The sequence below is a fragment of the Leucobacter sp. UCD-THU genome, assembly GCF_000349545.1.
In the GTDB taxonomy this organism is placed as follows: domain Bacteria; phylum Actinomycetota; class Actinomycetes; order Actinomycetales; family Microbacteriaceae; genus Leucobacter; species Leucobacter muris.
Genome location: NZ_KB714603.1, coordinates 229453 through 255682, shown reverse-complemented (window position 1 = coordinate 255682; position 26230 = coordinate 229453). Strand labels below are relative to the sequence as shown.

The 26230-nt window shown below is 70.2% G+C and carries 20 protein-coding genes and 2 pseudogenes; 19 read left to right on the top strand and 3 right to left on the bottom strand.

Annotation, left to right across the window (positions count from 1 at the left end):
• The 11 genes and pseudogenes from H490_RS32385 to H490_RS0116245 form a co-directional block, all read left to right on the top strand.
• Positions 1-225, top strand: a pseudogene (locus H490_RS32385) (hypothetical protein); the annotation flags it as partial.
• Positions 226-478: 253 nt separating this feature from the next.
• Positions 479-1486 carry a class C sortase gene (locus H490_RS0116255; protein WP_017884708.1) on the top strand — a complete coding sequence of 336 codons (1008 nt, stop codon included), beginning with the start codon at positions 479-481 and terminating at the stop codon, positions 1484-1486.
• Positions 1483-2694 (top strand): hypothetical protein, encoded by a 1212-nt coding sequence (locus H490_RS27425; RefSeq protein ID WP_017884707.1) that lies wholly within the window; start codon positions 1483-1485, stop codon positions 2692-2694. The genes H490_RS0116255 and H490_RS27425 overlap by 4 nt, the downstream gene beginning before the upstream one ends.
• 55 nt (positions 2695-2749) lie before the next feature.
• Positions 2750-3811, top strand: coding sequence for a hypothetical protein (locus tag H490_RS27420; protein ID WP_017884706.1), 1062 nt, complete (start codon positions 2750-2752; stop codon positions 3809-3811).
• 363 nt (positions 3812-4174) lie between these two features.
• The gene (ileS, locus tag H490_RS27415) at positions 4175-7579 is read left to right on the top strand and encodes an isoleucine--tRNA ligase (RefSeq protein ID WP_017884705.1); all 3405 of its coding nucleotides are present in this window, start codon (positions 4175-4177) and stop codon (positions 7577-7579) included.
• Positions 7576-8931 (top strand): bifunctional folylpolyglutamate synthase/dihydrofolate synthase, encoded by a 1356-nt coding sequence (locus tag H490_RS27410; RefSeq protein WP_017884704.1) that lies wholly within the window; start codon positions 7576-7578, stop codon positions 8929-8931. Before ileS ends, H490_RS27410 begins: the two co-directional genes overlap by 4 nt.
• On the top strand, positions 8928-9422 hold the full coding sequence (locus H490_RS27405; RefSeq protein WP_228407041.1) for a DUF4233 domain-containing protein: 495 nt from the start codon (positions 8928-8930) through the stop codon (positions 9420-9422). The genes H490_RS27410 and H490_RS27405 overlap by 4 nt, the downstream gene beginning before the upstream one ends.
• A 67-nt stretch (positions 9423-9489) precedes the next feature.
• Positions 9490-9906 (top strand): nucleoside-diphosphate kinase, encoded by a 417-nt coding sequence (gene ndk / locus H490_RS27400; RefSeq protein WP_017884702.1) that lies wholly within the window; start codon positions 9490-9492, stop codon positions 9904-9906.
• Between the two features lie 10 nt (positions 9907-9916).
• A complete protein-coding gene (locus tag H490_RS27395; protein ID WP_017884701.1) occupies positions 9917-11122 on the top strand; it encodes a winged helix-turn-helix domain-containing protein in 1206 nt (401 codons plus the stop codon).
• Positions 11123-11402: 280 nt separating this feature from the next.
• The gene (gene uvrB / locus H490_RS27390) at positions 11403-13493 is read left to right on the top strand and encodes an excinuclease ABC subunit UvrB (protein WP_017884700.1); all 2091 of its coding nucleotides are present in this window, start codon (positions 11403-11405) and stop codon (positions 13491-13493) included.
• A gap of 51 nt (positions 13494-13544) precedes the next feature.
• Positions 13545-14342 carry a helix-turn-helix transcriptional regulator gene (locus H490_RS0116245; protein ID WP_017884699.1) on the top strand — a complete coding sequence of 266 codons (798 nt, stop codon included), beginning with the start codon at positions 13545-13547 and terminating at the stop codon, positions 14340-14342.
• On the opposite strand, the gene H490_RS27385 is transcribed toward H490_RS0116245, so the two are convergent.
• The 3 genes from H490_RS27385 to H490_RS32380 all read right to left on the bottom strand — a co-directional run bounded on the left by H490_RS27385 (position 14306) and on the right by H490_RS32380 (position 16206).
• A complete protein-coding gene (locus H490_RS27385) occupies positions 14306-14722 on the bottom strand; it encodes a VOC family protein (RefSeq protein WP_017884698.1) in 417 nt (138 codons plus the stop codon). The genes H490_RS0116245 and H490_RS27385 overlap by 37 nt on opposite strands.
• Before the next feature lie 144 nt (positions 14723-14866).
• Positions 14867-15562, bottom strand: coding sequence for a hypothetical protein (locus H490_RS27380; RefSeq protein ID WP_017884697.1), 696 nt, complete (start codon positions 15560-15562; stop codon positions 14867-14869).
• Entirely contained in the window at positions 15559-16206 is a 648-nt protein-coding gene (locus H490_RS32380) for a hypothetical protein (protein ID WP_051066208.1), read from the bottom strand. Before H490_RS32380 ends, H490_RS27380 begins: the two co-directional genes overlap by 4 nt.
• Positions 16207-16378: 172 nt before the next feature.
• On the opposite strand from H490_RS32380, the gene uvrA reads away from it, so the two are divergent.
• The 8 genes and pseudogenes from uvrA to secG all read left to right on the top strand — a co-directional run.
• Complete coding sequence (gene uvrA, locus H490_RS27370; RefSeq protein ID WP_041205715.1) at positions 16379-19300, top strand: excinuclease ABC subunit UvrA; 2922 nt, start codon at positions 16379-16381, stop codon at positions 19298-19300.
• The gene (uvrC, locus tag H490_RS27365) at positions 19297-21300 is read left to right on the top strand and encodes an excinuclease ABC subunit UvrC (RefSeq protein WP_017884695.1); all 2004 of its coding nucleotides are present in this window, start codon (positions 19297-19299) and stop codon (positions 21298-21300) included. Before uvrA ends, uvrC begins: the two co-directional genes overlap by 4 nt.
• Positions 21297-22175 (top strand): RNase adapter RapZ, encoded by an 879-nt coding sequence (gene rapZ / locus H490_RS27360; RefSeq protein WP_017884694.1) that lies wholly within the window; start codon positions 21297-21299, stop codon positions 22173-22175. The genes uvrC and rapZ overlap by 4 nt, the downstream gene beginning before the upstream one ends.
• Before the next feature lie 55 nt (positions 22176-22230).
• The gene (gene whiA, locus H490_RS27355; RefSeq protein WP_031290162.1) at positions 22231-23211 is read left to right on the top strand and encodes a DNA-binding protein WhiA; all 981 of its coding nucleotides are present in this window, start codon (positions 22231-22233) and stop codon (positions 23209-23211) included.
• Positions 23212-23326: 115 nt separating this feature from the next.
• Complete coding sequence (locus H490_RS27350; RefSeq protein WP_017884692.1) at positions 23327-23944, top strand: superoxide dismutase; 618 nt, start codon at positions 23327-23329, stop codon at positions 23942-23944.
• A 12-nt stretch (positions 23945-23956) separates the two neighbouring features.
• The gene (locus H490_RS27345) at positions 23957-25159 is read left to right on the top strand and encodes a phosphoglycerate kinase (RefSeq protein ID WP_017884691.1); all 1203 of its coding nucleotides are present in this window, start codon (positions 23957-23959) and stop codon (positions 25157-25159) included.
• The gene (gene tpiA, locus H490_RS27340) at positions 25156-25953 is read left to right on the top strand and encodes a triose-phosphate isomerase (protein ID WP_017884690.1); all 798 of its coding nucleotides are present in this window, start codon (positions 25156-25158) and stop codon (positions 25951-25953) included. The genes H490_RS27345 and tpiA overlap by 4 nt, the downstream gene beginning before the upstream one ends.
• Positions 25954-26040: 87 nt before the next feature.
• A pseudogene (gene secG / locus H490_RS27335) lies at positions 26041-26211 on the top strand (preprotein translocase subunit SecG); the annotation flags it as partial.
• Positions 26212-26230 lie beyond the last annotated feature (19 nt).

The following is a 26230-nucleotide window of genomic DNA, read 5'->3' as shown; positions in this document are numbered from 1 at the left end:
GCGGCTGCGCCCACCGAGATCACGGTGTATCCGGGCACCGGTCTCACCGGCAGCGGGTCGGTCGCGAACGTGCCCAACCAGATGCGCGAGGCCGGGGCGCTGCCCGTGCTCGGCGGTGCGGGCATAACCGCGATCGGGGTCGCGGGCGCGATCCTCATCGCCGGCGGCGTGCTCTTCGCGATCTTCGGACGCCGCAAGCAGACCGAGGATCCCGCCGAGGTCTGAGCCGAGCATTCCCGCCCCCTGAACCTGTCGAAGGGGGCGGGAAGACGCCGCACGCAGGAGGCTTTCCGGCCCCGAGCCGGTCGAAGGGACGGAGATCCACAAGACTCGTAGCAAGACAATCCACGACATCCGGTAAATCGAGAGCTAAGTACTAGAAAAAACAGGAATACTCCTCAAAGAACAATTAGCATGCATATAAGATGAGCACATCTCTATCTGCCTTCCGCTCCGCAGCCACCCACCGCAGGAGATCATGACCGACACCCGAGCCGCGGCGCCGCCGAGCACCGCGCCCGCCGAAGCCGCACCCGCCAGGGGCGCGGCTTCGAAGCGTCCCCGCGCCGGCTTGTCGCTCTCGCCCGGTCGTCGGGTCATCGTCGCCACGATGGTGTGGCTGGGCGTGCTGGTGCTGCTCTACCCCTCCGCCGCGCAGTGGTTCGAACAGCGCGCCCAGTCCATCGCCACGCGCGAGCTCTCCAGCACGGTCGAGAAGGTCGGCCCCACGCTGCGCCACCAGCTGCTCGACGCCGCGCGCGGGTACAACCAGCGCTTCGCCCTGGGATCCGGTCTGCCGGGCGACGACTACCGCGACACGCTGCTGCTGCCGAGCACCGACGTCATTGCTCGCCTGCGGGTGCCCGCGATCGACCTCGATCAGCCGATCCGGCACACCCTCGACGAGAGCGCCCTCGTGCGCGGGGTCGGCCACTCCGAGAACTCGTCGCTGCCCATCGGCGGCGTCGGCACCCACGCCGTGCTCGGAGCGCACCGCGGAGTCGCCGAGTCGGTCGGCTTCACCCACCTGCCCGAGGTGAAGAAGGGCGACCTGATCCACATCGAGGTGATGGACGAGGTGCTCACCTACCGGGTCACGTCGACCGAGGTGCTCGAGCCCCAGCAGGCCGCCCTGCACCCCGTCTACGCCGATCGAGACATCATCTCGCTCATCACCTGCACACCCCTCGGCGTCAACTCCCACCGCTTCGTGGTGACCGCCGACCGGCTGGAGCCCCCGCCCGTGCAGCAGACCGCCGGTCAGGCCTCGATGCTGCCCAGGTTCCCCTACTGGGCGCTGGGCGTCGCCGCAGCGACCATCGGTCTCGCCGCAGTGATCGTGCACGCGCGGCGCGAGCACAAGCGCGAGAGGCTCGCCGCGTTCGAGGAAGGCCTCGCCAGGATGTGCGAGAGCGCGCCGGCCGCACCCACCGCGGCTGCCGGCCCGTCGGTCGATCCGACTGCCGAAACGGAGCGCATCCGATGACCGGCATCCCTCCGAACCAGACGCGCACCCAGCAGGGGACCACGAGCGAACAGCATCCCGCTCCGCCGAGCCACGGCGAACAGTCCGCGCAGCAGCGGGTACCCTGGGACGCCTCGACCGCACTCGACGAAGCAATGGCCCGTCTCCGCAGCGTGCTCGCCGAGAGCAAGAGCGAACTCGAGGCCCAGGCCGATCCCGAGGCTCCCGTGCCGGGTTCGGGCTCCGCGGTGGCTCCGAGTGCCGCCTCGGCGACGCCCTCGTCTGCCGCAGCGCAGTCGAAGCAGACGAGCGAAGAGGCCGCGCAGCGACTCTTCTCCGACATCGCCGAGACCCGCAGCATCGCCCGAGCCTTCGATGCGCGCACCGACGGCCTGGCCGCAGCCCCAGTCGGCACCCCTGCCGAGCGCGCGGCAGCGAGCGCCCCGCAGTCGGCCCCCGATCTCGCACCCGCCTCGAAGACCCCCGCAGCAGCCGCCCCCGTCGAAACCTTGCCCGAGAGCGGTCCGCAGCAGACATCGGTCGAGGCGGCCCCCGCCGCACACCCGACCGAGCCGAAACGGCAGCCGAAACCGAGGCGCGCACCCCGACCGCAGCGGCAGCCGCGGTCCGAGCGCGAGCCGCGCACCGAGACCGAACACCCGCCTCGCTCAGAGCCGCCGAGCGGCGACGGCTCCCGCCCCGACGGCCGCCCGCGGGGTCTGCTCGAGCTGTGGCGGACCCGCTGGGTGCGCGTGCTCGTGATCTCTGTGGCGGCCGCGCTGATGCTCGGCGCGGTGGCTGTGGCGGTGCCGATCATCGCGAACCCGCCCCCGCGAGCCGGCGGCGATGCCGCGGCGGAGAGCGCCGCATCGACCGGACTCTCGGGCGATGAGCTCCTCACGCGGGTCGGCTCCCTCATGGTGCTGCCCGAGGAGGCCCCCACCATCGCCACGGTCGAAGATCCGGCGACGCTCAGCGCGGAACCGTTCTTCGCCCGGGCCCAGACCGGCGACCGCGTGCTCATCTTCCCGGAGAGCAGACTCGCGGTGCTCTACCGGGAGTCGCAGCACCTGATCATCAACGCCGGCACGCTGAGCGTCGGCGTCGACCCCGCCGCCCGGGCAGACGCTCCGATCGAAGAAGCCGTGGAGCCGCCCGCAGAAGAGGCGCCCGCAGAAGAGGCGCCCGCAGAAGAGGCGCCCGCAGAAGAGGCGCCCGCGATTGAATAGCCCGCCCGAACACCCCTCATCGTCATCGAACCAGCAACGACCGAAAGAGCACAGCATGTCGCTACACGAATACGAGATCCCACGCGAAGTGCGGGGCTACTCTCGCCACGCCGTCGATCGACTCCTCCGCAACTTCGAGGCGAAGGTGCAGCAGGTGCAGGCCGACCGCGACGGCATCGCCGACCGTCTGCTCGACGTCGAAGCTCAGCTCGACATCGCCAAGAAGCAGCTGTCGAAGGCCCAGCAGAGCAAGCCCAACTTCTCCGGCCTCGGTTCGAAGTTCGAGGAGGTGCTGCGCATCGCCGAGTCGCAGGCCGAGAAGATGATCACCGACGCCCACGCCGAGGCCGAGCAGATCGCCTCCGAGGCCGCCGCCGATGCGCAGCGCCGCACGCGCGAGAGCGAGACCCGCGCCGCTCAGCTGATCAACGACGCCACGGCCCGCGCAGAGGAGATCCGCCTCTCCAGCGAGACCCACGCCGCCGAGATGTCGAGCCTCGCCAACAAACGGCTCACAGAAGCCAGCGACACACTCGCCTCCACCAAGCGCGAGGTGTCGCGCCTGCAGGCCGAGGCCGAGAGCGAGGTCGTGCAGATGCGCACCGTCGCGCAGCAGCAGATCGACGAACAGCGCGCCGAGATCAACCGCATGCGGGTCGAGACCGAGCACGCCGTGCTCGCGGCGGAGCGCGCCATCGCGCACCGCCAGGAAGAGGCCGAGACCGAATACGCCCAGCGCCACGAGGCCGCCCTGAGTGAGGCGCAGGCCGTGCTCGACGAGTCGAACGCGAAGGCCGCCGAGATCAACCGCCGCGCCTACGAGGTCTCGCAGGAGAGCGAGGCGCTGCACGCGCGTGTGCAGCAGTACGTCGAGCAGCAGCGTCGCGATGCCCTCGAACAGGCCCGCAACCTCATCGAGGCGGCGCGCCTGCAGGCCGAGGCCGTCACTCGCGAGTCCGAGGAGTTCTCGGAGCGCCTCTTCGGCCGCGCGCTCACGCGCCTCGAGCAGATGCGGGGCGAGATGGACTACGTGCAGGAGTTCGTCAACCGGGGCAAGGCCGCCCGCACCACCGACGCCGTCATCGCCGAACTCGAGCAGCAGCTGAGCGAGGCCTGACGCGCGACTCTTCGACTCGGGGCTCGCGCTCGGGTCGAGGCCGAGCCGCGTGCGATAGACTGCAACCCATCGACTGCGATCCGGCCATCACCGGGGAGTCTTCGGAAGAACGGTGCGCGATCCGCGAGAATCGCTCGCCCAGTAGAACCGAACGGGTACGGCCCGTCACAGCCGAATGAAGAGGCTGAAGCGTTCCCGCACAGGGCGCGCATGAGGCAAGCGGGGTGGTACCGCGGGTGAGGGATCCAGCATCCCCGAGCTCGTCCCGGCACTGATGCACCGCCGATCCGACACCGAGACCCACCGATGTCAGTGGTCTCAGTCAGACTGGCGGCAGACAGACCGAGAAGCCAGGAGCGAGCAATGCCGTACCCCCAGCAGTCGACCGGAACGACCCCCTCCGGTGCGTCGACGCCCTCGAACGAGCAGGCGAGCACCGCGGGTGTGAGCCCGTCGCCGAGGTTCCCGGAGATCGAGCGGCAGGTGCTCGAGTTCTGGAAGGGCGACGACACCTTCCGCGAGTCGATCCGCCGCCGCGAAGGCGACGAGGAGTGGGTGTTCAACGACGGCCCGCCCTTCGCCAACGGCCTGCCGCACTACGGCCACCTGCTCACCGGCTACGCCAAAGACGTCTTCCCGCGCTTCCAGACCATGCGCGGCAAGAAGGTCGAACGGCGCTTCGGCTGGGACACCCACGGCCTGCCCGCCGAGCTCGAGGCGATGAAGCAGCTCGGCATCACCGAGAAGGCCCAGATCGAAGAGATGGGCGTCGCGGCCTTCAACGAGAAGGCCCGCGAGTCGGTGCTGCAGTACACGCGCGAGTGGGAGGAGTACGTCACCCGCCAGGCTCGCTGGGTCGATTTCGAGAACGACTACAAGACGCTCAACCTGGGGTACATGGAGAGCGTGATCTGGGCGTTCAAACAGCTCTACGATCGCGGCCTCGCCTACGAGGGCTCGCGCATCCTGCCCTACTGCTGGCGCGACGAGACCCCGCTGTCGAATCACGAACTGCGCATGGACGACGACGTGTACCAGATGCGGCAGGACCCGTCGGTCACCGTCACCTTCCCCCTCACCGGGCCCCGAGCCGCCGAGCTCGGCCTCGACGGCGTGCGCGCGCTCGCCTGGACCACCACTCCCTGGACCCTGCCGACCAACCTGGCCCTCGCTGTCGGCCCGGAGATCGCCTACGCGCTTGTGCCCGCCGGCCCTGCGGGCGCCGCTGACGGCGGAGCGGCTGGCGAAGCCCGGTACCTGCTCGCCGTCGATCTCGTCGGCAACCACGCGAAAGAGCTCGGCTACGAGTCGGCCGATGCCGCCCGCGAGGCCGTCGAGCGCACCGTCGTCGGCGCCGAGCTCGCGGGTGTGCGGTACGAGCGCGTCTTCGACTACTACGCCGACACCGAGGCGTGGGGCACCGAGAACGCCTGGCAGATCCTCAGCGACGACTACGTGTCGACGGCCGACGGCACCGGCATCGTGCACCAGGCCCCCGCCTACGGCGAAGACGACATGCGCATCACCGGCGCGGCCGGCATCCCCGTCATCGTGAGCGTCGACGACGGCGGCCGCTTCCTGAAGCCCGTCACCGACGTGGCCGGCGAGCTCTGGATGGACGCCAACCGCCCCCTGATCCGCCTCATGCGCGAGCGCGGCAGGCTGCTGCGCGAGGCCAGCTACGAGCACTCGTACCCGCACTGCTGGCGCTGCCGCAACCCGCTCATCTACAAGGCCGTCTCGAGTTGGTTCGTGCGCGTCACCGACCTCAAGCAGCGCATGATCGAGACGAACGAGCAGATCACTTGGGTGCCCGAGAACGTCAAGCACGGCCAGTTCGGCAAGTGGCTCGAGGGCGCTCGCGACTGGTCGATCAGCCGCAACCGCTTCTGGGGCAGCCCGATCCCCGTCTGGAAGAGCGACGACCCCGACCACCCGCGCATCGACGTGTACGGTTCGATCGCTGAGCTCGAACGCGACTTCGGAGAGCTGCCGCGCAACGCGTCGGGCGAGGTCGACCTGCACCGCCCCTACATCGACTCGCTGACGCGGCCGAACCCCGACGACCCCACGGGCAGGTCGACCATGCGCCGCATCGAAGACGTGCTCGACGTCTGGTTCGACTCCGCCTCCATGCCGTTCGCGCAGGTGCACTACCCGTTCGAGAACGAGCAGTGGTTCGACACCCACCAGCCCGCCGACTTCATCGTCGAGTACATCGGGCAGACCCGCGGCTGGTTCTACGTGCAGCACGTGCTCGCCACGGCGCTCTTCGACCGGCCCGCGTTCAAGAACGTGGTCAGCCACGGCATCGTGCTCGGCAGCGACGGCAACAAGATGTCGAAGAGCCTGCGCAACTACCCCGACGTGAACGAGGTGTTCGACCGCGACGGTTCGGACGCGATGCGCTGGTTCCTCATGGCCTCTCCCGTCGTGCGCGGCGGCAACCTCATCGTCACGGAGGAGGGCATCCGCGAAGGCGTGCGCCAGTTCATCCTGCCGCTCTGGAGCACCTGGTACTTCTTCAGCCTCTACGCCAACGCCGACGGGGTGATGGGGCGGTGGCGCACCGATTCCAGCGATCCGCTCGACCGCTACATCCTCGCGAAGACCGGTCGGCTCGTGCGCGACGTCGAGGCGCACCTCGACGCGCTCGACACGACGTCGGCCGCCGAGTCGCTGCGGGCCTACGCCGAGGTGCTCACCAACTGGTACGTGCGCCGCTCGCGCGACCGCTTCTGGGAGGGCACCGCGGGGGCGAACGGCAAGCCCGAGAACCGGCAGGCGTTCGACACGCTGTACACGGTGCTCGAGACCGTGGCGCGCGTCGCGGCACCCATGGCCCCCCTCGTCACCGAAGAGCTGTGGCGCGGTCTCACCGGCGGCCGCTCCGTGCACCTCGAAGACTGGCCCTCCGCCGACGCGTTCCCCGTCGACGACGAGCTCGTCGCCGCCATGGACGAGGTGCGTCAGATCACGTCGCAGGCGCTCGCCCTGCGCAAGGCGCATCGCCTGCGCGTGCGTCTGCCGCTCGCGGAGCTCACCGTCGTGACCTCGCGACCCGACGCGCTCGAACCGTTCGCCGACATCCTGAGCGAAGAGCTCAACGTCAAGGCCGTGCACCTCGTGCAGCAGACCGGCACCAGCGCCGAAGAGCACGGCATCGTGCAGACCCTCGCCGTCAACGCACGAGCAGCCGGGCCCCGCCTGGGCAAGCAGGTGCAGCAGGCCATCAAGGCCGCCAAGTCGGGCGACTGGAGCGAGCAGCGCGGCACCATCGTCGCGGGCGGCATCGAACTCGAACCGCACGAGTACGAGCTGACCCTCAGCGCCGGCGACGGGGGAGCGGGCGACTCGGGCGGCCCCGCGCTCGCGCTGATCCCGGGCGGCGGCTTCGTGCTGCTCTCGACCAGCACGACGCCCGAGCTCGAGGCCGAGGGGGTGTCCCGCGACGCGATCCGCGCCGTGCAGGAGGCTCGCAAGAACGCCGGCCTCGACGTGAGCGACCGCATCGTGCTCGCGCTGAATGCGGCGCCCGAGCACGCAGCCGCACTCGAAGCGCACGCGGATCTCATCTCCGCCGAGACCCTCGCGGTCGGCTTCGCCGCCCATGCCCTGCCCGGCGACGAGTTCGCCGGGCTGCTGACCGGGCTCCCCGAGACCGGCCCCGGCGTGTTCATGTCCCGCGCCGACGCGCTCGGCACCGGCAAAGACCCGCTCGTCATCACGATCGACGTCACCGAGCACTGGAAGCAGGCCGCAGAGTGAACCCGACGAACGCCGACGCCGCCGCGCGCGTCTACGAAGAACTGCTCACCCGCGTGGGCGAGGCGAACCCGCGCCCGCGCATCGAGCCGGTGCGCCGCCTCGCCGAGCTCGCCGGCACGCCGCAGCTCTCGTACCCGGTGATCCAGGTCGCGGGCACCAACGGCAAGACCTCGACGAGCCGCGCCATCGAGTCACTGCTGCGAGCTCACGGCCTGCGCACCGGCCTCTTCACGAGCCCCCACCTCGTCGACTTCACCGAGCGCTTCCAGCTCGACGGCGAACCCATCGACGGCGAGCTGCTCGCCTCGGCCTGGGACGAGCTGCGCCTGCCGCTCGAGGTGGTCGACGCCGAGCTCGAGGCGGCGGGGCACGGGCCGATCACCTTCTTCGAGGCGCTCGCCGTGCTCGCCTACGCGGCGTTCGCCGACGCGCCTATCGAGGTGGCCGTCATCGAGGTCGGCATGGGAGGCGAGTGGGACGCCACGAACATCGCCGACGCGCGTGTCGCCGTGTTCACTCCCATCGATCTTGACCACACCGCGATCCTCGGCCGCGACGTCGAGACGATCGCCCGCACGAAGGCCGGCATCGTCAAGCCCGGCAGCGCGGTCGTCACGGCCGAGCAGCATCCCGACGCGCTCGCCGAGCTCGAGGCCGCGGCCGAACGGGCGGGCTCCCGCTTCGTCGTGCAGGGCCGCGACTTCCGCCTCATCGAGGATCGCGTCGCCGTCGGAGGCCGCCAGATCGAGTTCGTCGGGCTGAGCGGTCGCCCGTACGACCCGGCCTTCGTACCGCTCTTCGGCCGCCACCAGGCCGAGAACGTGACACTCGCGGTCGCCGCCGTCGAGGCCTTCTTCGGAGCCGAGCGCCCCGTGCCGGAAGAGGTGCTCGACGAGGGCCTCGGGCAACTCACGTCTCCCGGCCGGCTGCAACTCATCGGCACCGACCCCGTCATCTACGTCGACGCCGCGCACAACCCCCACGGCGCCGAGGCGCTCGCCCGGGCCGTCGCCGAGTCGTTCAGCTTCGAAGAGCTGGCGCTGGTGGTCGGCGTGCTCGAAGAGAAGGACGCCTTCGGGCTGCTGCGGGCGCTCGCACCGATCGCCCACCGCGTCACCGTCACTCCGGTCGAGTCGCCCCGCTCGATCGACCCCACCGCGCTGCGCGAGGTCGCAGAAGACGCGATCCCGGACACCCCCGTCGAAGTCGCCGACTCGCTGCCCGAGGCGCTCGACGAGGCGCGGGCCTGGGCGGCTCGCGGCGAGGGACGGGCCGTGCTCGTGGTCGGCTCCGTGCTGCTCGCGGGCGAGGCCATCGCGCACGCGCGCTCCGAAGAATGGGGGATCGCGTGAGCCGCGACAACACCGTGCCCGAACCGGCTGCAGGCCCGGGCCGCGAGAACGACTCCGACGACGATCTCAAGCTGTCGCCCTCCGAGACCATGGCCCACAACTCGGCCATGCGCATCTCGGGTGCGCGCCGAGGCGCGCAGTCCACGCAGAAGGCGCTCGCCTCGATCGTGCTCGGCTTCGAGCTCATCGTGGTCGTGCTGATCGGACTCTCGCTCTTCGGGCTCAGCGTGCTCGAACCCCGTGAACTCGGCCTCTATATCGGCGGCGGCCTCGGGCTGCTCATCATCGTGGCGCTGGGCATCATGCGCCTGGGACGGGCCGGCATCATCCTCGGCTGGATCGTGCACGCCCTCATGCTCGCCACCGCGATCCTGCTGCCGATGGCGCTGATCGTCGGCCTGCTGTTCACGGGCCTCTGGATCTACTGCATGGTGAAGGGCGCCCAGATCGATCGCAACCGCGCCGCCTGGCTCGCGGCTCAAGGCGGCTGAGCCCCCACTCGATAGACTCTGTTCGGGGTGAGACGCACCCCGACGAACCGGTACCGAAGGAGCGTGCATGTCCGCTGAAGAGACCCTCATCCTGGTGAAGCCCGACGGCGTGGCCCGCGGCCTCACCGGCGAGATCCTGCGCCGCATCGAGGCGAAGGGCTACACCATCGCCGACCTGCGCATGGTGCGCGCGGATCGCGAACTGCTCGCCGCGCACTACGCCGAGCACGAGGGCAAGCCCTTCTACGAGCCGCTCATCGAGTTCATGAGCTCGGGCCCGGTCGTCGCGGTGCGCGCCCAGGGCGAGCGCGTCATCGAGGGCTTCCGCTCGCTCGCGGGCACCACCGACCCCACCACGGCCGCGCCCGGCACGATCCGCGGCGACCTCGGCCGCGACTGGGGCCTCAACGTGCAGCAGAACCTCGTGCACGGCAGCGACTCGACGCTGTCGGCCGAGCGCGAGCTCGGGCTCTGGTTCGCCTGATCCCGCGGTCGTGAACGCCCTGAGCGCCGCCGAGGCGCGTCGCATCGCCCTCGCGGCTCAGGGCTTCACGAACGCGCCTCGACTGCGGCGCCGGCGCCCCTTCGACCCTGCGCTCGAGTCGCTGCACGTGCTGCAGATCGACTCGGTCAACGTGTTCGCGCGCAGCCACTACCTTCCCGTGTTCTCCAGGCACGGCCACTACGAGGCGGACGCCCTCGACCGCCACCTGTGGCGCAGCGGCGAGTACACCGAGTACTGGGCGCATGAGGCCGCGTTCGTCCCGGTGCGGGATCGGGCGCTCTTCGGGTGGCGCATGGACGAGTTCCGCGACCGCAACCGCAGCGATGGCCGCGCCGAGGCGCTGGCGCCCACCATCGACCGCGTGCGCTCGGCGCTCGCCGAGGGCGGGCCGCAGTTCGTGCGCGAACTCGAAGACGGCCCCCGCAGCGGCCGCGGCCCGTGGTGGGACTGGAGCGACACGAAACGCGCCGTCGAGATGCTCTTCGCCTGGGGCGAGGTCGTCTCGCACGGGCGCGAGGGCTTCCAGCGCCGGTACGCTCTCGCCGAGCAGGTGCTGCCCGCGCAGGCGCTCGAACCGGTCGAGCGAGAGCAGGCCCAACGCGCGCTCGTCGAACGCGCAGCCCGCTCGCTCGGGGTCGCCACGCTCGCCGACCTCGCCGACTACCACCGGCTGAAGGCGGCCGATGCGCGGTCGGCGGTACGAGCGCTCGAAGACGACGGAGTACTGCTGCCCGTGCGCGTCACCGGTTGGACCCGGGCCGACGGTGCGCCGGAGCCCGCCTGGTTGCACCGCGACGCCCGCGTACCCGCGCGGCTCGCCCCCGACGCCCTGCTCACCCCGTTCGACCCGGTGGTCTGGTTCCGGCCCCGGGCCGAGCGCATGTTCGACTTCCACTACCGCATCGAGATCTACACGCCGAAGGAGAAGCGCCGCTACGGCTACTACTGCCTGCCGCTCATGGTCGGAGGTCGTCTCGCCGGGCGCATCGATCTCAAGGCCGATCGGCCGCGCCGGGCGGGGGAGCGGGGCGCACTGCTCGTGCAGGCCGCCTGGCAGGAGCAGCGCGCACCCGCCCGCACCGCCGAGGCGGCCGTCTCCCTGCTCGCGAAGGCCGCGCGCTGGCAGGGGCTCGACGAGGTGCGGGTGAGCGGAGCGGGCGACCTGCCGTTGCCCGCACGCTTCGACGCCGCCTAGGGCCTGTGGCTCGCCGGGGTGCGCGGGGCCCAGTGGCTCGTGAAGCCCCGTTCCCGGGGTCGAGAGGACTCGTTCCCGGGCCCGAGAGGCGGATTTCGCACGGGATCCGACGAGCGGAGCTGCGAAATCCGCCTCTCAGCGCGGGTGGGGTGAGGGGATGGCGGGAGCGAGGCCAGAACATATCGCGGGCGCGGGACGTGGGGCGGCCGATCCGCCAGGGGCGATCCGCCTCCCGCGAACCGACGCGAGAATGTCAGTGGCTCCGAGTACCCTCGAGATCATGGAACCCACGCGCAGCGTACGCCCCTTCGAGGTGATCAGCGAATACGAGCCCAGCGGCGATCAGCCGAAGGCGATCGAAGAGCTGGCCGGGCGCATCAACGCGGGCGAGACCGACGTCGTGCTGCTCGGCGCGACGGGCACCGGCAAGTCGGCCACCACGGCCTGGCTCATCGAGGCCGTGCAGCGCCCCACCCTCGTGCTCGCCCATAACAAGACGCTCGCTGCCCAGCTGGCGAGCGAGTTCCGGCAGCTGCTGCCCAACAACGCGGTCGAGTACTTCGTGAGCTACTACGACTACTACCAGCCCGAGGCCTACGTGCCGCAGACCGACACCTTCATCGAGAAAGACTCGTCGGTCAACGCCGAGGTCGAGCGCCTGCGCCACTCCACCACGAACGCGCTGCTCTCCCGACGCGACGTGGTCGTGGTCTCCACGGTGTCGTGCATCTACGGTCTCGGCAAGCCCGAAGAGTACTACGAGGCCATGGTGCCGCTCGTGGTCGGCGACAACCTCGATCGCGACGTGCTGCTGCGGCGCTTCGTCGACATGCAGTACCAGCGCAACGACATCGAGTTCGTGCGAGGCAACTTCCGCGTGCGCGGCGACACGGTCGAGATCATTCCCATGTACGAAGAGCTGGCCATCCGCATCGAGTTCTTCGGCGACGAGATCGAGGCGCTCTACTATCTCCACCCCGTCACGGGCGAGGTGATCAAGCAGGTCGAGACCGTGTCGGTCTTCCCCGGTTCGCACTACGTCGCGAGCCGCAACGTGATGAACCGCGCGATGGGCACCATCGCCGAAGAACTCGACGGGCGCACCCGGGAGCTCAAGCAGCAGAACAAGCTCGTCGAAGAGCAGCGCCTGCGCATGCGCACCACCTTCGACCTCGAGATGATGGAGCAGATCGGTTTCTGCTCGGGCATCGAGAACTACTCGCGCCACATCGACGGGCGCCGGCCCGGCGAGGCGCCGCACTGCCTGCTCGACTACTTCCCGGACGACTTCCTCGTGGTGATCGACGAGTCGCACGTCACCGTGCCCCAGATCGGTGCGATGTACGAGGGCGACGCGTCGCGCAAGCGCACGCTCGTCGATCACGGGTTCCGGCTGCCGAGCGCACTCGACAACCGGCCCCTGAAGTTCGACGAGTTCAAGCAGCGCGTCGGCCAGACCGTGTACCTCTCGGCCACCCCGGGCGCCTACGAACTCGAGCGCGCCGACGGCATCGTCGAGCAGATCATCCGCCCGACGGGCCTCATCGACCCCGAGATCGTGGTCAAGCCCTCCCAGGGGCAGATCGACGACCTGCTCGAAGAGGTGCGGGTGCGAGCCGAGCGCGACGAGCGCGTACTGGTCACCACGCTCACCAAGAAGATGGCCGAGCAACTCACCACCTTCATGGAAGAGGCGGGCATCCGGGTGCGCTACCTGCACTCCGACGTCGACACGCTGCGCCGCGTCGAACTGCTCACCGAGCTGCGCGCCGGCGTCTACGACGTGCTCGTGGGCATCAACCTGCTGCGCGAGGGCCTCGACCTGCCCGAGGTGTCGCTCGTCGCGATCCTCGACGCCGACAAAGAAGGGTTCCTGCGCTCGTCGACCTCGCTCATCCAGACGATCGGCCGCGCCGCCCGCAACGTGTCGGGCCAGGTGCACATGTACGCCGACACGGTCACCCGCTCGATGCGCGAGGCGATCGATGAGACCAACCGCCGACGCGAGATCCAGGTCGCCTACAACACCGAGCACGGCATCGACCCGCAGCCGCTGCGCAAGAAGATCGGCGACATCACCGAGATGCTCGCCCGCGAGGCCGCCGACACCGAAGACGTGCTCTCGCGCACCGGGGCCCACGCCCAGCGCAAGGGCGGGTCCGCACAACGGGCGAAGGGCAAGTCCGCGTCGCGGGCCGGCGCCATCGGGGCCGAGGGCGCCGCGAAGCTCGAAGAGCTCGTCTCTGACCTCACCGAGCAGATGCTCGTGGCCGCAGAAGAACTCAAGTTCGAGCTCGCCGCGCGCCTGCGCGACGAGGTGGCAGAGCTGAAGCGCGAGCTGCGCAGCATGGACGCCGCGGGCCACCTCTAGGCGAGATCATCGCAGACCCAGCCCGTCGAGCCGAGCAACGATCGGAGCCCCGTGTACTGTGAAACGCCCATCCCCGGGCTCGGCACGCTCTGGATCTCCAGCCCGGCAGAGGGCGCGACCACCATCTCGGCCGACGGCTGCGCCGACATCATCCTGCGCGACGACCAGCTGATCGTCGCCGGTCCCTCGACGAGGTGGCTGCTCGCGCGCGGAAGCGAGCAGCATCCCACGGTGGGGCTCAGGTTCTTCCCGGGGCTCGCGGGTGCGGGTCTCGGCATCGACGCGTTCGAGCTGCGCGACCGCATCCTCCCCGCCCAGGGCCTGCTGCCCGCCGCACTCGCAGAGCGCGGGGAACGGGCGCTGCGCGCCCTGCTGGGCGCGGCGGAGTCGCCGGCGGCGCGCGGGCCGCAAGAGGGACCGACGAGCGGCGCCCCCGATCTGTCGAGGGCGGCAGAGTCTCGGTACGCGGGGAGGTTGCGCGATGCAGCGCGGGCCGTGCCTCGAGAGCTCGCGCTGCATTCTGAGGCGCGGCGGCTGCGGTGGGTCGACGAGGTTCGGGCCGCGGCGCTGCGGGCCGAACCGCTCCCGCGACTCGCCCGCCGCCTGGGATACTCGGAACGGCAGCTGCGCAGGCGCATGCTGCAGACGTTCGGCTACGGATACGCCTCGCTGCGGCGGGTGCTGCGGGCGGAGCGGGCGCGCGACCTGATCCTGCGAGGCGCGCCCCTCGCGACGGCGGCGAGCCTCGCCGGATACGCCGACCAGTCGCATATGGCGCGCGAGTTCGGGCGGGTGATCGGAGCCGCGCCCGCTCAGCTGGCCGCGGCCTCCGGGTCGAGCGGCGCGTAGAGATCGATCGAGTTGCCGTCGGGGTCGAGCACGGTCGCGTAGCGCTGCCCCCACGGCGCATCCCAGGGCTCGGTGTGCGCGGCCGCCGGGTACTGCTGCACGAGCTCGGCGTAGGCCCGGTCGACCTCGGCGGCGCTCTGCGCCCGGCAGGCGAAGCCGATCCGGCCCCCGCCTGCGACGGGGAGCTCGAAGTCCGGCATGAATCTCCGGATCGTCGAGACCGGATCCCAGGCGAGCGTCATGCCGCCCGGCAGCGTCGCCTCGGCGTGGGGCGCCTGCTCCTGCCCGTGCGGGACGTCCACGCCCAGGGCGCGGTAGAACCCGAGCGAGGCCGGAAGGTCGGCCGTGACGATACCGATGAAGTCGAATTGCAGTGTCATAGCCGCCAGCGTAGGCCGAGCGCGGGATGCGCGCTAGAACGAATCGGACACGCGGAAGGGCCCGGATCGCGGGCCCGGGTCATGACCGCTTCAGCACGCGGCCCGGTCGGATCGCTGCGCCTTCGCCCGGGCACCTCCCAGGGCTCACAGCACCAGGTAGCCGTAGCGGTCGGCGATCCGGTCGATCACACCGAGCAGCTCGTCGAGGCCGAGCGGCAGCAGCGCGGCCGGGTGCTGGGGGAGCGCATCTGCCGCATTCGCCCAGAGCGCCACCACGCGCGCGGTCGGCACGAGCGACGACGCCGAGACCACTCCGTCGAGCTCGGGGTAGCGTCGCGCGATCTCGCGCGCCCACGCCCGCGATTGCTCACGGTCTCCGGAGGAGATCGCGGCGTTGCCGCCCGCGACCGCGATCCAATCGCTGTCGGAGAGGTCGAGCAGGCGCAGCGGCCGCGTGGTCTCGAAGGCCACGAGCGTGGGGGAGCCGTCGCGCAGCCGGATCATGCGCTGCGCCTGGAACACCTCGAGCAGAGCGGCCGCGAACGAACCGTCCACGGCATCGTCGGGCCGCTGGACGGAGCCCCCGGAGGCCCCGGCGCTCTCGATCACCCCGTACATCACACCGATGCCGTGGTGGTCGCCGACGGGCAGCGGGTGCGGGTCGAAACGGCCGTCGAGCGGTCCGAACGAGCGGAACTCGTGCCACGCGACCGGGTGGGCCCCGCCCGCCCGGAAGATGCGCACGATCAGTGTGCCTGCGGGCACCTCGCGCACCCAGCGCGGGTCGACGTCGAGGTCGGGAAAGCGGGCCGAATCCGGCTCGGGCAGCTGCTCGCTCACGGCAGACGGTTCAGCGCGTCGTCGACCGCGGCCGCGGCGAGGGCGGGATCCCCTCCCTGTGCCAGCCACTCGAAGGGCGCCAGCTCCTCGTCGTCGACGCGCAGGCGCATCGCGGGGGAGGTGAGCACCCGCTCGACGAGCGCCAGCGGGGTGCCCGCCGGGATCGCGGCCGCGACGATCGACCAACCGGGCAGCTCGCGGCCGTCCGGAAACTGGAATGAGGGGAGTCGCCAGCCGTCGCTGCGGCGCTGGGCGAGCAGGGTGCCCGCGGCGCAGCGCTGCCGCACTCGGGCGGGGGTGACGCCGAGCGTCTCGGCGGCCTCGCCGACGGTGACGCTGAGCTCGGCGAGCTGGCGCTCCCACAGGCGGCTGCGCCGGGTGGCGGGCAGGGAGGTGGGGCGCCGCAGTTCGCCTTCGCTCACGTCGAGACGGGCCAGCACCGACATCTCGGCGCCCGTCAGGCCTCGGAGATCGGCCTGCTGGTGGGCGAGGATGTCGGCGAGCAGCTCTTCGGCGATGTCGAGGCGATCGTCTTCGAGCTGCGTGATGAGCGCGGTGAGCCGGTCGCGGCTGGGCCGCAGGGGAGCACCCGCGAGGTCGCGGCGGCTGCGGGGGAGTTCGGAGGGAAGGTGCGCGATCGACATCTCAGGTCCTTTCGAGAACTTGCATCAATAATATCCGAAAGCGACCTGGGAGGGAAGTGCGCCTGCGGCGAAATCCGCCGAATCACTCGTACACATGTTCGAATATTCAGCCGTGGCGACGTAGGATGGATCAGTGACTTCGAAGAGCGCCGCACCCACCAGCACCACCCCGATCCGCTCGTCTGCCGCACACGCCCAGATCAGCGTCCAGGGGGCCCGCGTGCACAACCTGCAAGACATCGATCTGGCGATCCCGCGCGACTCGATGGTCGTCTTCACCGGACTGTCGGGCAGCGGCAAGTCGAGCCTCGCATTCGACACGATCTTCGCCGAGGGGCAGCGACGCTACGTCGAGTCGCTCAGCGCCTACGCCCGCCAGTTCCTCGGGCAGGTCGACCGCCCCGACGTCGACTTCATCGAGGGGCTGAGCCCCGCCGTCTCGATCGACCAGAAGTCGACCAACCGCAACCCGCGAAGCACGGTCGGCACCATCACCGAGATCTACGACTACATGCGCCTGCTCTGGGCGCGCGTCGGAGTGCCGCACTGCGCGATCTGCGGGGAGCGCATCGCGTCGCAGACCGTGCAGCAGATCGCCGATCGCCTCATGGAGCTTCCCGAGCGCACCCGCTACCAAGTGCTCGCCCCCGTCGTCAGCAAGAAGAAGGGCGAGTTCGTCGACCTCTTCCAGGATCTCGCGGCGGCCGGCTACTCGCGCGCGCTCGTCGACGGCGAGCTGGTGCAGCTCAGCGATCCGCCCAAGCTCAAGAAGCAGATCAAGCACGACATCTCGGTGGTCGTCGACCGCCTCGTGGCCGGCCCCGACGTGCTGGGCCGCCTCACGGACTCCCTCGAGACCGCGCTGCGGCTCGCGGGAGGCATCGTGGCGGTCGACTTCGTGGATCTGGAGCAGGGGGACGAGGATCGCACCCGGCTCTTCTCCGAGCACCTGAGCTGCCCCAATCAGCACCCGGTGCAGCTCACCGAGATCGAGCCCCGCACCTTCTCGTTCAACGCGCCCTTCGGCGCGTGCTCCGCGTGCTCCGGCCTCGGCACGAGCATGTCGGTCGACGAGGATCTGGTGCTCGGCGACCCCGAGCTCTCGATCGCCGAGGGCGTCATCGTGCCCTGGACCAGCCAGGGCAGAAGCCTCTACCAGTACTACGAGAAGCTGCTCGTCGGCCTCTCGAGAGATCTCGACTTCTCGCTCGACACCCCCTGGGGCGAACTGAGCGACGACGTGCGCACCGCGGTGCTCTACGGCAACAACTTCAAGGTCAACGTGCGCTGGAAGAACCGCTTCGGCCGCGAAGTCAAGTACTCGAGCGGCTTCGAGGGCGTGATCCCGTTCATCGAGCGCCAATACGCAGAGGCTGAGAGCGACACGAAGCGCGACCGCTGGCAGGAGTTCCTGCGCGAGGTGCCGTGCCACGCCTGCCACGGCCAGCGCCTCAAGCCCGAGGTGCTCGCGGTGACGGTGAACGGCGAGTCGATCTCGGGCGTCACCGAGTTCAGCCTCACCGAAGCCAAGCGGTTCTTCGACGAGGTCACGCTCACCGAGCGCGAGGCCCGCATCGCCGCCCAGGTGCTGCGCGAGATCCGGCTGCGCTTCGACTTCCTCATCGAGGTCGGCCTCGGCTACCTGACGCTGGCCCGCGCCGCGGGCACCCTCTCGGGCGGCGAAGCCCAGCGCATCCGCCTCGCCACGCAGATCGGCTCAGGCCTCACGGGCGTGCTCTACGTGCTCGACGAGCCGAGCATCGGCCTGCACCAGCGCGACAACCGCCGTCTCATCGAGACCCTGATCAAGCTGCGCGATCTCGGCAACACCCTGATCGTGGTCGAGCACGACGAGGAGACCATCGAAGCGGCCGACTGGATCGTCGACATCGGGCCCGGTGCCGGCGTCGAGGGCGGCACCGTGGTGCACTCGGGCGAGTACCGCGAGCTGCTCGAGAACCGTCGCTCGATCACCGGCGACTACCTCGCCGGCCGGCGCAGCATCGTCACCCCGAAGAAGCGCCGCAAGCGCGACCGCAACCGCGAGCTCAAGGTCGTGGGAGCCCGCTCCAACAACCTGCAGAACGTCGACGCCGTGTTCCCCCTCGGCGTCATGACCGCGGTGACGGGCGTGAGCGGCTCGGGCAAGTCGACGCTCGTCAACGACATCCTCTACCGGGTGCTCGCGAACCAGCTCAACGGCGCACGCCTCGTGCCCGGCAAGCACACCCGCATCACCGGCCTCGAGCACCTCGACAAGGTCGTGCACGTCGACCAGGCCCCCATCGGGCGCACGCCCCGATCCAACCCGGCCACCTACACCGGCGTGTTCGACAAGATCCGCACCCTCTTCGCCGAGACCCCCGAGGCGAAGACCCGCGGCTATCTGCCGGGCCGCTTCAGCTTCAACGTGAAGGGCGGCCGCTGCGAGGCCTGCTCGGGCGACGGCACCCTGAAGATCGAGATGAACTTCCTGCCCGACGTCTACGTCGCCTGCGAGGCCTGCGGGGGCAAGCGCTACAACCGCGAGACCCTGCAGGTGCGCTACAAGGGCAAGAACATCTCCGAGGTGCTCGAGATGCCCATCGCCGAGGCCGAGGAGTTCTTCAAGCCCATCTCGTCGATCCACCGCTACATGAAGACGCTCGTCGACGTCGGCCTCGGCTACGTGCGGCTCGGCCAGAGCGCCACCACGCTGAGCGGCGGCGAGGCGCAGCGCGTCAAGCTCGCCACCGAGCTGCAGAAGCGCTCGAACGGCCGCAGCATCTACGTGCTCGACGAACCCACCACCGGGCTGCACTTCGAAGACGTGCGCAAGCTGCTGCTCGTCCTCAACGGCCTCGTCGACAAGGGCAACACCGTCATCACGATCGAGCACAACCTCGACGTGATCCGCAGCGCCGACTGGATCATCGATCTCGGGCCCGAGGGCGGTTCCGGAGGCGGCACGATCCTCGCGACGGGCACTCCCGAGCAGGTCGCGAAGCACCCCGAGAGCCACACCGGCCGATTCCTCGCCGAGGTGCTCGAGGGCTGGGCCGCGAAGTCGGCGCGCGCCGTGCAGGCGGCTGAGGCGGCGAAGGCCTCGGCTTGATCCAGCCCGTCGACAACCGCGCCGCGTTCCGGCCGGCCCAGGGCGAGATCCCCACCAGCCCAGGCGTCTACCGGTTCAGCGACAAGCACGGGCGCGTGCTCTACATCGGCAAGGCGAAGAACCTCAGGGCGCGGCTGTCCAACTACTTCCAGCCGATGCACTCGCTGATGCCGCGCACCCGCACCATGCTGTCGCTCGCGGCGAAGGTCGACTGGACGGTGGTGGCCACCGACACCGAATCCCTCGTGCTCGAGCACACGTGGATCACGGAGTTCAAACCGCCCTTCAACGTGCAGTTCAAGGACGACAAGTCGTACCCGTACCTCGCCGTCACGCTGCGCGAAGAAGCCCCCCGCCTCATCATCACCCGCAACGAGAAGATCCGCGGCGCGCGGTACTTCGGGCCATACCCGAAGGTGTGGGCGCTGCGCGAGACCACGCAGCTGCTGCAGCGCGCGTTCCCCATCCGCACCTGCAACGACGCCGACTACAAGCGCGCCATGCAGAGCGGGCGCCCCTGCCTCGCGGGGCAGATCGGTCGCTGCCACGGCCCCTGCTCCCGGCTCATCACCATCGAGGCGCACCGCGAACGCGTGGGCGAGCTCGTCTCGTTCCTCGCGGGCGGCGACACCCGTCACCTGCGCGAGCTGCAGCGGGCGATGCGCGACGCGGCGGCCGAGCAGCGCTACGAGGACGCCGCGCGGCTGCGCGACCAGGCGCAGGCCGTCGAGCACGTCATGGAGAAGAACGCTGTGGTGCTCGGCACCGGCTCGAAGCTCGACGTGAACCTCGACGTGTTCGGACTGCGGGCCGACGAACTCGCGGCGGCCGCCCACCAGTTCATCATCCGAGGGGGCAGGATCCGCGGCGAACGCAGCTGGATCGTCGACGTCGAACTCGACGACTCTCCCGCGAAGCTGCTGGAGCAGGTGATCCAGTCGGCCTACGACGGCGAGCGGGAACCGCCGCCCGAGATCCTCGTGCCGCTGCTGCCAGAGAACACCCCCGAGCTCGAGGAGGCCCTGAGCGCGCAGCGGCCCCGCCGCGGCCGCGTGCGCGTGCGCATCCCCGAGCGGGGCGACAAGGCGCAGCTCATGGAGCGCGCCGTGCTGAACGCGGGGGAGCACCTGATCCGGCACAAGCTCAAACGGGCCGCCGACCTCACCGCGCGCACCGACGCGCTCGCCGAACTGCAGCAGGCGCTCGGCATGGACGAGCCGCCGCTGCGCATCGAGTGCATCGACGTGTCGCACCTGCAGGGCACCGGCGTGGTCGCCTCGCTCGTCGTCTTCGAAGACGGCCTGCCCGCGAAGGGCGCCTACCGCAAGTACCGCATCGAGCAGACGCGCGACGACACCGACTCCATCCACCAGGTCGTCGCCCGCCGCGCCGCGCAGCTGAACGCCGCCCGCGAGGCGGGCGAACAGCCGAGCGGCATCTACCGCGACCGCCCCCAACTCGTCATCGTCGACGGCGGCGAGCCCCAGGTGAAGGCCGCGGCGCGCGCGCTCGCCGAGGCCGGCATCACCGACGTCGCACTGTGCGGGATCGCGAAGCGCCTCGAGGAGATCTGGCTGCCCGGCGACCCGTTCCCCGTGATCCTGCCCCGCACGAGCGAGGCGCTGTTCCTCGTGCAGCGCGTGCGCGACGAGGCCCACCGCTTCGCGATCACCTTCCAGCGCCAGCGCCGCAGCACGTCGATCGCGAGCCGCCTCTCCGAGATCCCGGGCCTCGGCCCGAAGCGCGTGCAGGGTCTGCTCAAGCACTTCGGCTCCGTGGCGCGCCTGCGCGCCGCCTCCCACGACGAACTCGCCTCGGCTCCGGGCCTCGGTCCGAAGCTCGCCGAGCAGATCCTCGGCCACCTCGCCTCGTCAGCCCGGGCCGACGGAACCCCGCCCGACGAACCCGAAGCCTCCGCTGCGGCTAAACTTGAGGCATCGATCGATGAGGCACCAGAGGGCGCGTCGCAAGGCGCGCCAGACGAGGGGAACACGGCGTGAACGAGCAGGTATCCGGGCAGGAAATCCTCATCGTCACGGGCATGTCGGGCGCCGGCCGCAGCACGGTCGCCAACACGCTCGAAGACCTGGGCTGGTACGTCGTCGACAACCTGCCCCTCTCGATGCTCAAGACGCTCGCCGACATGGCCGACCGGTCCGGGGGAGCGCTGCCCCGCATCGTGGCCGTGGTCGACGTGCGCGGCCGAGACCTCTTCGCCGAGATCCAAGACGTGATCGACGAGCTGCGCGAGACCGCGACGGTGCGTGTCGTCTTCCTCGACGCCACCGACGAGATCCTCGTTCGCCGCTACGAGTCGGTGCGGCGCCCGCACCCGCTGCAGGGCGAGGCGGGCAGTCTGCTCGAGGGCATCCGCCTCGAGCGCGAGCGCCTGCAGGAGCTGCGGGCCTCGAGCGACGTGGTGATCGACACCTCGCGGTACAACGTGCACGACCTGTCGACCGCCACGCGCGATCTGTTCTCCGACGACAACACGCCCGGCCTGCAGCTCTCCGTGCTGAGCTTCGGCTTCAAGTACGGCGCGCCCACCGACGTCGACCTGATGGTCGACATGCGCTTCCTGCCCAACCCGTTCTGGATCCCCGAACTCCGGCCCCTCACGGGCGTCGACCCCGAGGTCAAGGACTACGTGCTGAGCCGCGACGGCGCCGAGGAGTTCCTCGACCACTACATCGCCGCTCTCACCCCCGTCCTCGCCGGTTTCCAGCGGGAGAACAAGCGGCACGCCTCACTCGCGGTAGGGTGTACCGGCGGCAAGCACCGCTCGGTCGCGACCGCCCGCGAGCTCGCCGACCGCCTCGCCGGCCTGCCGGGTGTGAGCGTCAGCCTGCGCCATCGCGACCTCGGCCGCGAATAGCCCGCGCGCCGCACCCGAAACCTCTCCACCCTCATTCTCCGAAAGGATCCGATTCGTGCTGTCTACTCCCGAGGTGAAGAGCGAACTCGTACGGTTCCCGGTGCAGCGCACCGGTGAGCGCGTCGCCGAGGTCGCCACGATTCTGCGTCTCGCGGGCGGACTCCACACGATCTCGGGTCGCATCGCCCTCGAGGCCGAGCTGCACACGCCGCAGATCGTGCAGCGCGTGCGCAAAGACCTCGCCGAGCTCTACGGGGTGCGCTCCGAGGCCAAGCAGCTGCCGCCGTCGAGCACGCGGCCCGGCGCCCCCCAGTTCCTCGTGCGCGTGCTCGACGGCGAGACGCTGGCGCGCCAGCTCGGCCTGCTCGATCAGCGCCGCCGCCAGATCCGCGGCCTCCCGAACCGTCTCACCACGGGCGCCCAGGCCGAGCTCGCCGCGATCTGGCGCGGCGCCTTCCTCGCCCGCGGCGGCATCACCGCTCCGGGCCGCTCCGCGTCGCTCGAGATCGTCTGCCCCACCAGCGAGGTCACGATGGCGCTCGTCGGCGCGGCGAGCCGCATCGGCATCGAGGCGAAGAGCCGCGAGATCCGGGGCCAGAACAAGGTGCTGATCCGCGACAGCGAGGCGATCGGCGAGATGCTCGGCGCGATGGGCGCGCAGCAGGCCCGCTCCAGCTGGGACGAGCTGCGCCGCGCCCGCGAGACCCGCGCGACCGCGAACCGGCTCGTCAACTTCGACGACGCCAACCTGCGGCGCTCGGCGCAGGCGTCGGTCGCCGCGTGCGCTCGCGTCGAGCGCGCACTCGAGATCCTCGGCGACGACGTGCCCAAGCACCTGAACTACGCCGGCCAGCTGCGTCTCGCGCATCGCGAGGCGAGCCTCGACGACCTCGGCGCCCGCGCCGATCCGCCGCTCACCAAGGACGCGATCGCGGGCCGCATCCGGCGTCTGCTCGCGATGGCCGACAAGGAGGCGGAGGCCCGAGGCATCCCGGGCACCGAGGCGAGCCTGCCCGAAGAACTCGATTCGATGTAACGCGCGCGCGGCCGGGCGTCAACCCTGCCGCACCCGGCTGATTCTCCGCCACTTCCGGGCGCCAGAGCCCTAGACTTGAACCGTCAACTGTCGAACGCAGAGATTGGAGCACCTCATGGCTGCTTATTCACTCCCCGAGCTTCCCTACGATTACGCCGCGCTCGAGCCGCACATCAGCGGCAAGATCATGCAGTTGCACCACGACAAGCACCACCAGGCCTATGTGACCGGCGCGAACACGGCTCTCGAGCAGCTCGCCGAGGCGCGCGACTCCGACAACCTCGCAGCCGTGAACAAGCTCGAGAAGGATCTCGCCTTCAACCTCGGCGGTCACGTCAACCACACCATCTTCTGGAACAACCTCTCGCCCGAGGGCGGGGAGCGCCCCGAGGGCGAGCTCGCCGCGGCGATCGACGAGCACTTCGGCTCGTTCGAGAAGTTCCAGGCCCACTTCACCGCCACCGCGCTCGGTGTGCAGGGCTCCGGCTGGGCCGTGCTCGCGTGGGATGCGCTGGGTCAGCGCCCGAACATCGTGCAGCTCTTCGACCAGCAGGGCAACCTGCCCGCCGGCACCGTGCCGCTGCTCATGCTCGACGTCTGGGAGCACGCTTACTACCTCGACTACCTCAACGTGCGCGCCGACTACGTGAAGGCGTTCTGGAACATCGCGAACTGGCAGGACGTGGCGAAGCGCTTCGAGGCCGCCCGCTCGCAGACGCCCGGCCTGATCTGAGCCCGCCCCGGCATGCGCACCATCGAATCACTGGGAGACCTGCGCTCCCGCACCGTCATCGTCCGCTGCGATCTGAACGTTCCGCTGTCCGACGGCGTTATCACCGATGACGGCCGCATCCGCGCCTCGCTCACCACGATCCGCGAGCTTCGCGATGCGGGGGCGAAGATCGTGATCATCAGCCACCTGGGCCGCCCGAAGGGCGAGCCCGAGGCCCGCTACTCGCTGAAGCCGGTGGCGGTGCGCATGTCGGAGCTGCTCGGCGCGCCCGTCGAGTTCGTCGACCAGACCGTCGGCGCCTCGGCGTCGGCGGCCGTCGGCGCGCTCGACGACGGCGACGTCGTGCTGCTCGAGAACCTGCGTTTCAACGCGGGGGAGACCAGCAAGGACGACGCCGAACGGCGCGCCTTCGCCGAGCAGCTCGCCGAGCTCGGCGACGCGTTCGTCTCGGACGGCTTCGGCGTCGTGCACCGCCGCCAGGCCAGCGTGTACGACCTCGCGCAGCTGCTGCCGAGCGCCGCCGGCCGACTCGTCGCGGCCGAACTCGAGGTGCTGCAGCGCCTCACCGTCGACCCCGCGCGCCCGTACACGGTGGTGCTCGGCGGTTCGAAGGTCTCCGACAAGCTCGGGGTCATCTCGCACCTCATCGAGCGCGTCGACACGCTGCTCATCGGAGGCGGCATGCTCTTCACCTTCCTCGCAGCCCAGGGCCACGCCGTCGCGGCGAGCCTGCTCGAGCAGGATCAGCTCGACACCGTGCGGGGCTACCTCGCCGATGCCGAGAAGCGCGGCGTGCGCATCGTGCTGCCGACCGACGTGGTCGTCGCAGAGACCTTCTCGGCCGACGCCGCCCACGAGATCGTCCCCGCCGACGCGATCGAGTCGTCGAGCTTCGGCGACGCGGGCATCGGACTCGACATCGGCCCCGACTCGGCGACCGCGTTCGCCGACGTGATCGCCTCATCTGCGACGGTCTTCTGGAACGGCCCCATGGGCGTCTTCGAGATGGAGGCCTTCGCCGCCGGCACGCGCGCCGTCGCGAAGGCCCTCACCGAGACCGAGGGCTTCACCGTCGTCGGCGGCGGCGACTCCGCTGCCGCCGTGCGCGCGCTCGGGTTCTCCGACGATCAATTCGGCCACATCTCGACGGGCGGCGGGGCGAGCCTCGAGTTCCTCGAGGGCAAGCAGCTCCCAGGACTGGAGGTCCTCGCATGACCCAGAAAGCGCAGCGCACCCCGCTGATCGCCGGCAACTGGAAGATGAATCTCGACCATCTGCAGGCCATCGCCCTCGTGCAGAAGCTCTCGTGGGGCCTCAAGGACGTCAAGCACGACTACAGCGAGACCGAGGTGGCGGTCTTCCCGCCGTTCACCGACCTGCGATCGGTGCAGACGCTGCTGGCCGCCGACAAGCTGTCGCTCGTGCTCGGCGCGCAAGACGTGTCGCCGCACGAATCGGGCGCCTACACGGGCGACGTCTCGGCCCAGATGCTCGCGAAGCTCGACGTGCACTACCTGCTCGTCGGCCACTCCGAGCGCCGTCAGGGCCACGGCGAGAGCGACGAACTCGTGGGGCAGAAGGCCCTCGCAGCGCACCGAGCCGGAATGGTGCCGATGATCTGCGTCGGCGAGACCGCGGAAGACCTCGAGCAGCACGGCGCCGCGGCGATCCCGCTCGCCCAGCTCGCGGCCGCGCTCGCGCCGCTGCCGCAGGACGCCGAGTTCGTGATCGCCTACGAGCCCGTCTGGGCCATCGGCAGCGGCCAGGCGGCCACCCCCGAGCAGGCTCAGGAGGTCGCCAAGGCGATCCGGGAGTCGCTGCGCGAACTGCGCGGAGACGAACGCGCCGATGCCACCCGCGTGCTCTACGGCGGCTCGGTATCGAGCCAGAACGTGGCCGGCTTCCTGCGTCAGCCGGATGTCGACGGCGCCCTCGTCGGCGGAGCCAGCCTGAAGTCGGACGAGTTCACCCGCATCATCCAGTTCAAGAAGCACGTCACCGGTGCGTGAGCCGGGGCGCCGCAATCGGCGCCCAGCTCGCGAGCGGTATACTAGACGTCGGCCTACCGCGCCCTCGACCCCTGAAAGGTGAACTGCGTGCTCATCCTCAAGATCGCCCTGATCGTCGTCCTCGTGATCACGAGCCTGCTGCTCACCCTGTTCATCCTGCTGCACAAGGGTCGTGGCGGCGGCCTCTCCGACATGTTCGGCGGCGGCGTGACCTCGAGCCTCGGCTCGTCGGGCGTCGCCGAGCGCAACTTTTCGAAAAGCTTTTGACCGCGACCGA

What these genes read in the sequence shown, in the direction of transcription:
- H490_RS0116255 (WP_017884708.1), top strand. Translation starts at nt 479, where the DNA reads ATGACCGACACCCGAGCCGCGGCGCCGCCGAGCACCGCGCCCGCCGAA.
- H490_RS27425 (WP_017884707.1), top strand. Translation starts at nt 1,483, where the DNA reads ATGACCGGCATCCCTCCGAACCAGACGCGCACCCAGCAGGGGACCACG.
- H490_RS27420 (WP_017884706.1), top strand. Translation starts at nt 2,750, where the DNA reads ATGTCGCTACACGAATACGAGATCCCACGCGAAGTGCGGGGCTACTCT.
- ileS (WP_017884705.1), top strand. Translation starts at nt 4,175, where the DNA reads ATGCCGTACCCCCAGCAGTCGACCGGAACGACCCCCTCCGGTGCGTCG.
- ndk (WP_017884702.1), top strand. Translation starts at nt 9,490, where the DNA reads ATGTCCGCTGAAGAGACCCTCATCCTGGTGAAGCCCGACGGCGTGGCC.
- uvrB (WP_017884700.1), top strand. Translation starts at nt 11,403, where the DNA reads ATGGAACCCACGCGCAGCGTACGCCCCTTCGAGGTGATCAGCGAATAC.
- H490_RS27385 (WP_017884698.1), bottom strand. Translation starts at nt 14,722, where the DNA reads ATGACACTGCAATTCGACTTCATCGGTATCGTCACGGCCGACCTTCCG.
- H490_RS32380 (WP_051066208.1), bottom strand. Translation starts at nt 16,206, where the DNA reads ATGTCGATCGCGCACCTTCCCTCCGAACTCCCCCGCAGCCGCCGCGAC.
- H490_RS27350 (WP_017884692.1), top strand. Translation starts at nt 23,327, where the DNA reads ATGGCTGCTTATTCACTCCCCGAGCTTCCCTACGATTACGCCGCGCTC.
- H490_RS27345 (WP_017884691.1), top strand. Translation starts at nt 23,957, where the DNA reads ATGCGCACCATCGAATCACTGGGAGACCTGCGCTCCCGCACCGTCATC.
- tpiA (WP_017884690.1), top strand. Translation starts at nt 25,156, where the DNA reads ATGACCCAGAAAGCGCAGCGCACCCCGCTGATCGCCGGCAACTGGAAG.